The sequence below is a fragment of the Niveispirillum sp. FG156 genome (assembly GCF_057809555.1).
The window spans coordinates 1-12,871 of record NZ_JBMDKE010000075.1; the positions used below are offsets into that span (position 1 = coordinate 1).

The 12,871-nt window shown below is 56.3% G+C and carries 6 protein-coding genes, 3 pseudogenes and 1 other annotated feature; of the genes and pseudogenes, 3 read left to right on the forward strand and 6 right to left on the reverse strand.

Features of this window, described 5'->3' with window-relative positions; genetic code table 11:
* On the forward strand, positions 1-3,377 hold a 3,377-nt coding region (locus ACODSP_RS27720), incomplete at its 5' end, for a glycosyltransferase (protein ID WP_488968739.1).
* Between the two features lie 278 nt (positions 3,378-3,655).
* Here ACODSP_RS27720 and ACODSP_RS27725 read toward each other — a convergent pair.
* The 4 genes and pseudogenes from ACODSP_RS27725 to ACODSP_RS27740 form a co-directional block, all read right to left on the reverse strand.
* Positions 3,656-5,596 carry a hypothetical protein gene (locus ACODSP_RS27725; RefSeq protein WP_488968740.1) on the reverse strand — a complete coding sequence of 647 codons (1,941 nt, stop codon included), beginning with the start codon at positions 5,594-5,596 and terminating at the stop codon, positions 3,656-3,658.
* 100 nt (positions 5,597-5,696) lie between these two features.
* On the reverse strand, positions 5,697-6,491 hold the full coding sequence (locus tag ACODSP_RS27730) for a sulfotransferase (RefSeq protein WP_488968741.1): 795 nt from the start codon (positions 6,489-6,491) through the stop codon (positions 5,697-5,699).
* A gap of 39 nt (positions 6,492-6,530) precedes the next feature.
* Positions 6,531-7,748: pseudogene (locus ACODSP_RS27735) on the reverse strand (IS3 family transposase).
* Positions 7,351-7,467: a sequence feature (AL1L pseudoknot), on the reverse strand. Its footprint overlaps the pseudogene before it by 117 nt.
* 38 nt (positions 7,749-7,786) lie before the next feature.
* On the reverse strand, positions 7,787-8,161 hold the full coding sequence (locus ACODSP_RS27740; protein WP_488968742.1) for an IS110 family transposase: 375 nt from the start codon (positions 8,159-8,161) through the stop codon (positions 7,787-7,789).
* Positions 8,162-8,407: 246 nt separating this feature from the next.
* Between ACODSP_RS27740 and ACODSP_RS27745 the strand changes: the two genes are divergently transcribed.
* Positions 8,408-9,676 carry an HAD-IIIA family hydrolase gene (locus tag ACODSP_RS27745; protein WP_488968743.1) on the forward strand — a complete coding sequence of 423 codons (1,269 nt, stop codon included), beginning with the start codon at positions 8,408-8,410 and terminating at the stop codon, positions 9,674-9,676.
* A 294-nt stretch (positions 9,677-9,970) separates the two neighbouring features.
* Here the strand turns inward: ACODSP_RS27745 and istB are convergent, their stop codons facing one another.
* Together istB and istA are read right to left on the reverse strand one after the other, a co-directional pair.
* The gene (istB, locus tag ACODSP_RS27750) at positions 9,971-10,699 is read right to left on the reverse strand and encodes an IS21-like element helper ATPase IstB (RefSeq protein ID WP_488968744.1); all 729 of its coding nucleotides are present in this window, start codon (positions 10,697-10,699) and stop codon (positions 9,971-9,973) included.
* Positions 10,686-12,197: pseudogene (gene istA, locus ACODSP_RS27755) on the reverse strand (IS21 family transposase). Before istA ends, istB begins: the two are co-directional and overlap by 14 nt.
* 322 nt (positions 12,198-12,519) lie before the next feature.
* Between istA and ACODSP_RS27760 the strand changes: the two are divergent.
* A pseudogene (locus ACODSP_RS27760) lies at positions 12,520-12,871 on the forward strand (hypothetical protein); the annotation flags it as partial.

The window sequence follows — 12,871 nt, forward strand, 5'->3', positions numbered from 1 at the left end:
CCGCGCTGAAGGCTGAGGCTGCGGTTGAGATTGAAGCACTCCGTGTACAGCTTGATACCCTCCAGGCTGCTCTTTTGGAGCAACGGACTGAGGCCCAAGAGTCCCTCAAAGCGGCTCAGTTGGAAGTTGAGCGGGTTTCCAAGGCTCACCATCATGACCTTGAACAGGCTGCCGCGGTCGAAGCCGCGCTGAAGGCTGAGGCTGCGGTTGAGATTGAAGCACTCCGTGTACAGCTTGATACCCTCCAGGCTGCTCTTTTGGAGCAACGGACTGAGGCCCAAGAGTCCCTCAAAGCGGCTCAGTTGGAAGTTGAGCGGGTTTCCAAGGCTCACCATCATGACCTTGAACAGGCTGCCGCCGAGATCAACGCACTGCGCGGACAGTTTGATAACATCCAATCTGCCCTCATTGCACGGCAGGAAGAAGTCCAGGTCATCCGAGAAAAAGCCCAGGAAACGCAGGCTGAGCTCGAGCGCGTATCGGCTCAACTTGTAGAGGAATCAGTCCGCACGGAACGTTTCAATTTTGAGCGCTCTGAAGCTAAGCAACATCTGGAAGCCCTTGAAAGGCGCTTGCAAGAGCAATCAGACCGGCTTTCCGAGAAGCTGAACAGAGCGGTCATCGACGTCGTCAGTCTCACGCAGGCACTGAGGAATGAAGTAAATCATAAAAAGTTGTTCATACTATCTGCATCGAATAGGTTGATCAGCAAGTTGGTGACAATTGCCTCTATAGCCCAAGAATCAGATATCACCGCAGCTATCATTGAATCTGGTATATTCGACGCTAACTGGTACACAAAAAAATATGGGGACGTAGCAGAGGAGCAGATGGACCCACTGCGCCATTATATATGGCACGGCGCTGGAGAAAGTCGTAACTTGTTCGATAGTACTGCGCCTTCTTGGTATAGCGGGGCCACCGCAGAAGCCATGAGTGCTATTGTTGGATCTGAGCTTTTCGACCAGGCTTGGTACACTGAGGAATATCCTGATGTTGCCATGACTGGTATGAATCCCATCGATCATTACCTTGCCTTTGGGGTGCTGTTGCACAGAAATCCAGGGCCATATTTCCATACGAAATTCTACCTTATGGAGAATAGGGATGTCGCTCAGGCAGGGTTTAATCCGTTATTCCATTATATCCGGGATGGTCGCGCCGAGGGCAGGTTGCCGACACCCCCTCAGGCCATGATTCCTTATGCCGATTCTGTGAAGGCCGTAGATCCGCCACCCGAGCAAGGGCCTCCCCAAACTTGGTCGCAAGGCGAGCCTCAGCCCAATCTTCTGAATTTCCTGCGCGAGGAGTTCCCGGAGGAAGCCGCTGCCATCGTTGAGCACATGCGCCAATTTCAAATGCCGTTCGTACCAACCTCACAGCATCCACCAGCTCCGTTTGAGCAAGAGATCAACACTTTTATCCAAAAGATCCAGACGTTGGGCCAGCGGTTCCCGGAGACTGATACGCCGGACATCAGCATTATTGTGCCGGTGTATAATCATATCCGCTACACGCTGTCGTGCTTGGCAGCTGTTCTGGCGCAGAAGACCCGCTACAGTTTCGAGATTATCATCGGCGACGACTGCTCTTCCGATGCCACTCAGCAGGTTCTGGGCGCGCTTGGTGTCCATTGCGTGCGATATATGCGTAACCTCTCCAATTTGGGCTTTATCGGCAATTGCAACGCAGCAGGAAGAATCGCCAAGGGATCATATGTATTGCTGCTGAACAATGATACACTGGTGATGCCTGGTTGGCTGGATGAGTTAATCGACACGCTGAAGGATAACCCAGACATCGGCCTTGTCGGGTCCAAGCTCTTATTTGCAGATGGCACGCTGCAAGAGGCCGGTGGCATCATCTGGCAAGATGGCTCAGCCTGGAATTTCGGCCGATCTGGTAATCCGCGTCGACCTGAATATTGTTACATGCGGGATGTTGATTACTGTTCCGGTGCTTCCATTGCGCTGTCCAAGACGCTGTGGGACGAACTGGGAGGGTTCGACACCTACTATGAGTTCGCTTACTGCGAAGATTCCGATCTGGCATTCCGCGTTCGGGCTACCGGTAAGCGCACGGTCTTTCAGGCGTTGTCGATGCTTATCCACTTCGAGGGCGTCACCTCAGGCACGGACACTGCGCAGGGCCCCAAAGCGTATCAGGTATCGAACACCAAGCGCTTTTTCGAGCGGTGGAAAGATGTTCTGGCCTCCCATCGTCCGAATGGCGAGGCACCAGAACTAGAAAAGGAGCGGCAGATCAAGAAGCGGGTGTTGGTCATCGACCACATCTCACCTGAGCCGGACCGCGATGCCGGATCGGTCACCTGCCTGGGAATGATACAGTCGCTTCAAAAACTAGGGTATAAAGTAAGCTTCATTCCGGAAACTAACTTTGCCTTCTTGCCGGTCCAGACGCGTCGTTTGCAGCGTATGGGCGTTGAGGCAATCTATGGGCCTGATTACCCTACCATCGACCTCTATCTGGAAGTCTATGGCGGCCTACTCGATCTTGCATTGGTGTTTCGTATCAACCAAGCACAACGAACAATACCAATAATCAGGAGGTTAGCGCCGGACAGCAGGATTATTTTTCATACGATCGACTTGCATTACATACGCGAGATGCGCGAGGCCCAATTGGAGGCAGCGGAGGAAAAATTCATCCAGGCACAGAATAGGCGTGATATCGAGTTACGCCAGATCGCAGCTGCAGACATTTCAATTGTCCACAGCATCGCGGAGAAGGAGATACTAAAGCAAGAGTTGCCGTCGTTGGAAACCTACGTTTTCCCTTTGATTATGGATGTAGTCGGCTGCAAGACGAGATTCACTGAGCGTCGCGGTATTATGTTCCTCGGCGGATTCCGTCATCAACCTAACTTAGATGCGGTTCTCTATTTCTCTCAGGAAGTCTGGCCTTTGATTCATGCCCGCAATCCGGACATCGTATTTAATGTAATTGGCGCGGATGCCCCACCTGAAATATTGGCTTTGCATGACGTGAACAACATCAACGTAATTGGCTTTGTTGAGGAATTGGCACCTTGGTTCGAAGCCGTTCGCCTGTCCATTGCCCCACTGCGATACGGTGCTGGAATCAAAGGCAAGGTCGGGCAGAGCCTATCGCATGGTGTCCCCTGCATTGCAACAAGCATAGCCGTAGAGGGAATGGGACTGGCGATTGGCACCGAAGTGCTGGTAGCTGATGATCCGGTGAACATGGCTGAAACCATTCTGGCCACCTATAGAAACGAGGCTCTATGGCAGCGGCTGTCTTTGGCTGGGATGGGCTTCGTGGAACGAGAATACTCAAGTTCAGTAACTGAGCGCCGGATGAGGGAAGTCATCGATTTAGCGACATGCATTAGGTGAACTGCGTCGGGATAGAGTTGGTTGAACCGTTCTGAGTTTGCCGGAGATCACGTCCTTTTGTGTGATGTAGGAGCGCTATCGCCGGGGCAGACCCTCCGGCAGCCTACGCCGACCTCCAGGTCGGCCCCGGCGGGCGGTCATTGAGCCGCGGCGGATAACAGCGTCAGAGCCAAACTTCAATGCTGATTGACAGACAACGCCTCGTCCCACGCCAACAACGGTCCAGACCAGTCCGACACTCCCATGCCTCAGCCTCTATATCCCGAAGGCAAAAATAATCACGGCAAACCGGCAAACGCAAATGTAGTACTAAGTTCGTGTTCGTCAATAAATGAAGCGATCACACGATTTACTCGATCTATCGACGCTTGCGCCATTGGATCTGCCACCGGCATGAGCTGCAATCGATCATCGAACAGGGCATGATGATGCACTATCCAGGGCTCAGCCAACAGGGGTGGCAGATCGATGTGAGCTGGGAAATTCCATCGGTTGTCGAGCATGCGCAACGGTAGGCGCAGCTCACTGACTGCGAGGCAGAAGGCGACCTGATCCAGGTGAATGCTCCATTGATCCATCAGGCTGATGTGATCGTTCAACCAATAGGCCCAGTAGACCCACCTCCTGCCTAGACGAGCCAACTCACTGCGAGGCAGGGAATATAGGCCGCCGTTGAAGTTGCCAATATATGTTTCAAATGAAATGCCAGTCGCCGCGTTGCGAAATTGACCGGTGCAGATGCCTGGAATGGCGACATTGGCAGCGGCAAAAATCTTGTCCAGGACGGACAAAGGTGGGTTTGGTTTGTCCACGAGCTTGCCGGCCACGAGACCGGACAATTCCTTAAAAGGCGGCTTGCCGGTGAAGACCATGTCGGTATCGGTCAGTACTACTGTTGTTCGGTCCGTGCCGAATGAAGTAGCACATTGCATGATCTTGTTGGCATGGGGATATCTGCCTGAAAAGGGTTTGATCTCATGTGTCTGCACACCAAGTTCCCGGAACAGCCCCGACAATCTCGAGGGCAGAGCGCAAACGTGGTGAATGTGCAGGCGATCGGCATCGACGCCTGCCAACGTCGTGGCCGTCGCCAGCCAGGGGATGATGCTGTTCCATATGGACGGAACGTCGTCGAGCACGCAAGAGAGGACGACGGACTCTTCCGGGCGCAGGGAGCCGGAGCAATAAGCGATCCCGGGCAACGGCGCTGTGTTGTGTACAGGTTCGATCTCGAAGAAGCGAAGGATCTGGTTTCGGCATGTGGCAGCCAGGATGGCCCCTCCAGGAGAAATGTCTAGTCCCTTGGCTCCACCCTCAAGGGGGCGGTGCTCTTCCGGGACGGGTTCGCGCGATTTGTCGAAAGCTTGCTGGTCGACCCCCTCCGTCTTGAAGGAAGAGGCTGCTATGTCCGACTGCCAGCCGTCGACGGTTTCGAAAACATGGAGATAGCGGCCGCCGGCGTCTGCCACGTAGAGCCGACGTCCTTCCAGATCAAACTGCAAGCCATGTGCATAATGCATGTCTTCATCGGTAAGGCAGCAGACTGGCACATAGCAGGGGCGTTCGCGTGATGTGTCTGGAGCGCCGACCAGTCGTCGATAGACGACCACCCGGTGATGATCATGGTCGCTGAGCGCCAGCAAAGCGCCTGTTCGTGACAGCGCAATGCCGTCGATCACCTCAAGCCCTTCCTGCGCGACGGTCACCCCCGGCTCGACAGTTACCGTTTCCTGGTCCAGATGGCACCGAAACGTGGAAACGGTATTGAAGCGATTGCAGGAGACAAAAAGGACGCCATCCAGATACCTGACTGATCCTGGGCCGCAGAAAAGGCCTCGACCTCTCAGGTCCCGCATCTCGCCGGATGCGCCGAAAAGCGGCGATGTTACCTCCGCCAGGGGGCTGAGGACACATGGGCCGCCCCAGTCAGTAGAGGGCGGTATACGAAAGAAGGCCAGTTTGCCGTTGCGATTGGCGACAACCAGAATATTGTCGTTCAAAAACTCTACCCCGTGCGGTACCGATATGCTGGGAGACCGAATCTCCACTTCAAAATCGACTGTAATCGGCCGTGTCATGATGTCGATGGAATACAAAAGGATGCACCCATCGGTGGCCGCCACCGCCAAGCGGAGCCCCGATGGTGAGAAACGGATGTCTTCGGTACGATAAGTCAGGTTGGAAATGTCGGAGTTTCGATGTGCGATGACCTTGAACATGGCTGAAAGGAGGCTCCGCTAAATCTTAATGGGACCGGAGGGACATTGATGGAGTCAGTATGCACCATCCGCAGGAAATCGCATGGCTGCATCTGGCCTGCTAAACAGGCTGCCCTGGCTCTCCGTCGAAGAATTCCAAATAAGGAGAAGCCTTTAAAGCCTCCTTCAGCTCTCGATAATTTTCAATGATGTTCTCTACATTTCCCGAACTTAATTTGGCTGTTCTGATCAACAGGGTTTCAGGGTCGACCGCCAGAAATCTCAATACGTTATTGATGACATTGTCTGTTTCATCGATTAATTCTTCATAAGAAATGTCTATCTTTTCGTGATTTGAGAATATCGTATCGAAATAAAGTTCTTGGCCGGCTATTTCCTCGAAATCCTTAACGCATTCCGAGGCGCTGAGGGTGACCGCCTCGTAGGAAGGCAGCTTGTTTCCATCAAAAACATTCGCCACACCACTTTGGTACAAAAGCTTGAGAGAAATAAGGCGCCTTAGACGATTCGCCCTTTTCAAATGAATGATCTTTACGGAATTGTCAGTGCGCAGATAATCAAAAACTTCCTTTAAACTTCCGTCCAGAAGGTAATTGTATAAAAACTTCACCCCAACAGATCTGAATTTTCCTGGGTATAATACAATCCTATCCAAGAAATACTCAGGGCTTTTCTCCCTTTGATCAATCAATAGATCGGCAATATTGGATATTTCGTCTCTGCCCGCCCCCAGTAGGCGTCTCGCGCTCGCAGGATTTGGGGTAATGACCTCCCCGTGGCAGCAGATGCGTGAATGGCTGTTGAGCATGTTGCGAAGCATGGTGCTACCGGTTCTGGCGGCGCAAATGATGATAAACCGGTTACTTGTCACTCCCACTTCCATAGCCTGCCCCATATACGCCTGACGCCGTCGTACTTTATGCGGGTTCGTGAGTCACGCTGCCATTTGCTGAGCGCTCGCAGCGTCATGATAGCGTTTTTCGGCCTCGGCAGGCGTGATATTTCCGATGGGCTCGAGCAGACGGTGGTTGTTGAACCAGTCAACCCATTCGAGGGTTGCGTATTCAACGGCTTCAAAGGATTTCCACGGTCCTCGCCTGTGGATCAGTTCCGCCTTGTAGAGGCCGTTGACTGTCTCGGCCAAAGCATTGTCATATGAATCGCCAACACTGCCGACCGACGGCTCGATGCCGGCTAGGCCCAGCCGCTCGGTACATCGGATGGACAGATATTGGTTGCCCCTGTCCAAATGATGGACCAGGCCAGATTTCCCGGCTGGTCGACGCTGGTGCAGGGCTTGCTCCAGGGCATCCAGGACAAAGCCGGCGTCGGCCGTCCGGGATATCCGCCAGCCGACGATCCGCCGGGCAAAGGCGTCGATGATGAAAGCCACATACACCAAGAAAGCCGTTCCAGGTGGATACATAGGTGAAATCAGACAGCCATAGTTGATCGGGCCTGTCAGCCCGGAACTGCCGATTCACCTGATCCAGCGGACAGGGCAAGGCCTTGTCGGCAATGGTAATTTTCACCGGCTGGCCGCGGATCGCGCCGCGCAGGCCCATCTCCCGCATCAGCCGCGCAACCTGGATGCCCTCGCGCTGCAACTGCCGCCACACCTTGCGCACTCCATAAACCTGGAAATTCTCATCGAACACCCGCCGGATATCGGTTATCAGGCCCGCATCGCGTTGCGCCCGCGCCGGGAGCTTGGCCGGATCAGCCTTGCGGGCCACACGCCGACGCACAGTCGACGGGGCGATCAGCAGAACCCGGCAGATCGGCTCGACCCCGTATTTCTGGCGGTGGGCATCAATGAAGCCCAGCGTCATTTCGGTCGGCGGTCGAGCTCCGCCATCGCGAAATAAGCCGATGCCTTGCGCAGAATCTCGTTCGCTTGGCGCAGTTCCCGGATCTCCCGCTCCTGCGCCTTCAGCTTCTCCAGCATATCCAGCGGAACGCCAGCCCTGCTGCCGCTTTCCACCTCGGCCTTCTTGACCCACTCGTTCAGTGTGTGCGCCGAGCAGCCAATCTTGGAAGCCACGGACGACACCGCCGCCCATCGCGACGGATGATCCTTCTCGAGGTCCAGGACCAGCCGAACAGCCCGATCGCAGACCTCGGCTGAAAACTTGTTCGTTGTCTTGTTCATGGTAGACCATCATCTCAGGAGTTGGAGCCGCCGACAATTCAGGCGCGGGTCACCCGCGCCTGATGCTCTGCATCGTTCACGGCCACGAAATGCAGGTTTGGTCGACGGGCCGCCTCCGCGATGGCATCAGCATCCGCCGCGTCATTCTTTTGCCGCTTGACGAACGTCTTCACATAGATCGGCAGGATCAGCCGCACCTCATTCCCTGCACCCTGGGCGACGCGACCCCAATGATTGCTGATCGAACAGGCCTCCATCGCAACGATGCAGCGGGGATGTCCTGCCAGAAACTCCATCAGCTTCAGTCGCGACAAAGGCCGATTGAACAGCACCTTGCCGCTAACGTCCGTCCCGCAGACCTGGAAATGCCGCCTGCCCAGGTCGATTGCCAGCAGATATGTCGCCTCCATCATGACCTCCAGTGTAAGGTAGGTCGGAAACCAAAATCTGGAAACCAACCATCCCCAGGTGAAGGGGGCATCCACACCATCAGTTCAACTGGTTCAACAACCGGCGCCTCCTCGAGCCTAGCGGAAATATTCCACCAGCCGAGGCGGAACAACGCTATCATGATACCGTGAGCACTCAGCAAATGGCCGCGTGACTCACGAACCTTTGCCGCCGACAATCCCGGCGCAGTTCAGAAGGAGGATGGCGATTTGACTACACTGCAAGCTAGACTTGCTGCTCAGACTCAAATCGCATGTGGAAAGCAGGCGGTCATTCTGGTTGGCGGTCGAGGAACACGGTTAGGTCCTCTAACTGACCATATACCGAAGCCATTACTATATGTTGGTGGCAAGCCATTCTTGGAACATTTGGTAGCCAATTTGGCCCGACATGGCTTCCGTCGCATCGTACTATTGGCCGGATACTTAGCTGAACAGATGCAGACGTTGGTTGATCGAGCACCCGACCTGGGTGTGGAAATCACATGCATAGTTGAGCCCGAACCAGCCGGGACCGGTGGAGCGCTGATATATGCCCGCCACCTGCTGGATGAAAAGTTTCTGCTACTTAACGGCGATTCTCTGCTGGATATTAATTATCTAGCGCTGACGGTTGGGGATGGCTGGAAGGAAGGTGACTGGGGGCGTGTAGCCCTCCGTACGGTATCGGACGGCAGCCGCTACGGTGTGGTGGAGCATACTGGCGGCCGTATCACCAGCTTCGCTGAAAAACCAAGCCGACTTGGTTCTGCCGTCATTAATGGAGGAATTTACTGGTTGGATCATGCAGTCCTGAGCATGATCAATACACTGCCATGCTCACTAGAACGTGATATTCTTCCAGCTCTTGCGCGCAAAGGTAAGTTAAGCGGTGGCGTGTTCGATAGTTATTTTATTGATATTGGAGTATCAGAGGATTTCAACCGCGCACAGATAGAAATTCCACTCTGGCACTGGCGCCCTGCCGCATTTTTGGATCGGGATGGGGTTCTGAATGCTGATATCGGGTATGCGCATCGTCCAGATCAGATTAAGTGGTTGCCGGGAGGCCGTGAAATGATCCGCTACCTAAATGATCAAGGTTATTTCGTATTTGTTGTCACAAACCAGGCTGGTGTGGCTCGAGGCTATTATAATGAAGAAGCAGTGTGTAGTTTGCATGCTTGGATGCAGACGAATCTAGCCGAAATCGGAGCCCATGTTGATGATTGGCGCTACTGCCCCTATCACCCTGAAGGTGTAATTTCAGAATATCGTAGAAATCATCCTTGGCGCAAGCCGGAGCCAGGGATGCTTCAGGATTTAATGAAGGAATGGCCCGTTAAGTTGAAGGGTAGCTTCCTCCTGGGGGACAAAGAAAGCGATGTCCAGGCCGCAACTGCGGCAGGCATCCCGGGGTATTTCGTCGATTGTACGGATATGTTGACGCAGGTTCGTACACTGATCACACAATGTAAGTTGTCCCTGACCGCCAGCTGATTATTAATTTACACGCGGAACTGAACCGGGATTTCAGAGCTGGTCCCCGGTGAGGAGACAGTTTGGTAAGCTTGGTTGGCCCTTATTTGTCAATCGGCATAGAAGTTTGACCCTGTATCGGCGTCGAAAGTTGACCCAGCTTTGGTTTGTGTTTGGCGGTCGTGCAGGTAGTCCATAGGAGGGCCCCGCGCGCGGCGCGGCGTGCCCCCACGAGGCTGACGCGGCGTCGCGCGCGGGAGGAACCTGTGGACCCACCTGAACGATCCGCCAGGGGTGGGGGTCCGGGGGCGGGGATCAAGCTCGGTTCTTGAACCGCCAGCTGTCATTGCCGGTTTCGACGATGTCGCAATGATGGGTGAGCCGGTCGAGCAGGGCCGTGGTCATTTTGGCGTCCCCGAACACGTTGGGCCATTCGCCGAATGCCAGGTTGGTGGTGACCAGGATGGAAGTCTGCTCATAGAGCCGGCTGATCAGGTGGAACAGCAACTGGCCACCGGATTGGGCGAATGGCAGATAGCCCAGTTCATCCAGCACGACGAGGTCGAGCCTGGCGAGATGGTCGGCGGTGCGCCCCTGCCGTCCGCCCCGTGCCTCGGCATCAAGACGGTTGACCAGATCGACGACAGTGTAGAACCGGACCCTGGCGCCGCTGCGGATGCAGGACCGGGCGATGGCGATGGCCAGATGGCTCTTGCCGGTGCCTGTTCCGCCCACCAGCACGGCGTTGCGCTGCTCGGCCAGGAACGATCCGGTGGCCAGATCACGGATCAATGCCTCGTTGATCGGCGTGCCAGAGAAATCGAATTGGGCCAGGTCCTTGGCCAGCGGCAGGCGGGCGATGGTCATCTGGTACTTGATCGACCGCGCCTCCTTCTCGGCGATCTCGGCCTTCAGCAGTTCGCCGATGATGCGGGGCACGGGATATTGCCGCTTGAGCCCATCGGCGATCACCTCGTCAAAGGCGGCACGCATGCCGGTGAGCTTCAGCGTGCCCATGATCTCCAGGATTTCATGACGCTCCATTGACCGTTCTCCGCAGGCTGTCGTACCGCCCGCAATCGGCCACCGGCGTATGCCGGAGTGTCAGGGCGGCGGGGGTGAGGATGCTGACGGGGGTGGGTGGCTCCCGATGCCGGGACAGAATGTTCAGCACCACGTCGCTGGAATGCACTCCGTTGTGCAGGGCCTCGGCACAGGCCGCCTCCACGGCGGCCAGCCCGTCGGTCAGCACGGCAGCCAGGATATCCACCATTTGCCGGTCGCCATCGGCTGAGCCAGCCAGCCTGGCCCGGATACGGCCCAGGCTGCCGGGCAAGGCCCAGTCCTTGAACGGCGCCCCGTTGCGCAGCGCGCCCGGCTTGCGGGCCAGCACAGGCACATAATGCCAGGGATCGTAGACCGTCCCGCCCCGGCCGAACTGCCTCGGGTGATCGGCCACCAGGTCGCCATCCTGTCGGATCAGGATCCGTTCGGCATACGCATGGACCTATACCGGTCGGCCGACGGCGCGCGCCTGGACGGAATATTTGTTGTTGTCGAACCGGACCAGACAGGTTCGCGATACAGAGGCCGGATTGCTGTGGAACCCGTCGAACGGCCCGGCATAGGCCACCAGGTGCGGCCGCTCGGCCTCGAACATCTCCCACACTGTCCGGTCACCCTGTTCCGGATGGCGATGCGCCCGGGCGTGGGAAACGCAGCGGTCCAGCAGCCAGGCATTCATCTCCGCATAGGTCTTGAACCGCAGCCGCGGCGTAAAGAACCGTTCCCGCACCAGGCCGACCTGGTTCTCCACCTGGCCTTTCTCCCAGCCCGCCGCTGGCGTGCAGGCGACCGGCTCCACCAGATAATGCGCGCACATCTGGGCAAAACGTCGGTTGAACGCCCGCTCCCTGCCCAGGAACACCGTATCCACCGCCGTGCGCATATTGTCGTAGATGCCGCGCGTGCAGGTTCCCCGGAAAAAGGCGAAAGCCCGGTCATGGGCATCAAACACCATCTCCTGCGTCTCGCGCGGATAGGCCCGCACAAAGAATATCCGGCTATGGCACAGGCGCACATGCGCTACCTTGACCGTCGTCGTTGCCCCGTTCAGCACCACGATCTCGTGGCTCCAGTCGAACTGGTAGGCCTCACCCGGTGCGAAATTCAGCGGTACATAGGCATCGACGCTGCTGGAAACCCGACCCTGCCGCCATTGGCGAGCATAGCGGCGCACCGCGTCGTAGCTGCCAGCGTAACCAAGCGCTACCAGCTCCTCATGGATCCGGATCAGTGTCAGCCGTTCCCGTGCCGCCTTGGCCTCGTTCGCCAACAGCATGCGGTCCAGCTCACCGGTCCATTGCCCCAACTGCGGTCGGGGCTGCACCGTCCGCTCATAATCAAAGGCCGTCGCCCCAGATCGCAGAACCTTCCGTACCGTGTTCCGAGATACGCCAAGGTTGCGGGCGATCTCCCGGATACCCTTCCCCTTGACCAAGGACTCACGGCGGATCCGCCCAATGGTTTCCACGATCAGCATCCCCCAGCCCGCCCAGATCGGTTCTCGATCCAGGCAGTCCAACAGCCATGAACAGCAGGGTCAAAGTTCGACGCCTATAATCCCGATATACGGGTCACTTTTCCACGCCGGATAACAGGCACCGACACGAAGTCGGAACTGATCCGCCATGTCGCTCCACTTGGCTGGGAACATATCGGTCTCACAGGTGACTATGTTTGGGGGGCTGATCCACTACCGGAAAACGGATTGCGCCCACTGCGACGGCCTATTTCCATTCTCGCAGCATAGTTCATTATTCGTTCTCACGAGCGGTACGTAAAATGCACTTTCGTGTCGGCACCCCTATGAGCCTTTCCTGCGCGAACGTCTGGCCGCCGTGCCGGAATTAACGGCCAGACGCCTGCACCGGGAAATCAAAGAGCAGGGCTATAAGGGCGGCTACACTCTGGTGAAGGTCTTTGTCCGGTCCGTGCGGCCGGCACCGGCCAGGCGTTTCGAGCGCCGGTTTGAGACGCCGCCGGGCAAACAGGCCCAGGTGGATTTCGCCTATTTCAAAACCGAGTTCACCGACGAACCTGGCGCGGAGAGGGTGGTCTGGCTGTTCTCCCTGGTGCTGGGCCATTGCCGCATGATTTGGGCGCGGTGCGGCTGGTATTGGACAATGAGGGCCAGCACTGCTCACGGTGGCAGGC

Bases quoted from the DNA above. Each gene is read 5' to 3' on its own strand.
- ACODSP_RS27725 (WP_488968740.1), bottom strand. From the start codon at position 5,596: ATGTTCAAGGTCATCGCACATCGAAACTCCGACATTTCCAACCTGACT.
- ACODSP_RS27730 (WP_488968741.1), bottom strand. From the start codon at position 6,491: ATGGGGCAGGCTATGGAAGTGGGAGTGACAAGTAACCGGTTTATCATC.
- istB (WP_488968744.1), bottom strand. From the start codon at position 10,699: ATGGAGCGTCATGAAATCCTGGAGATCATGGGCACGCTGAAGCTCACC.
- ACODSP_RS27740 (WP_488968742.1), bottom strand. From the start codon at position 8,161: ATGATGGAGGCGACATATCTGCTGGCAATCGACCTGGGCAGGCGGCAT.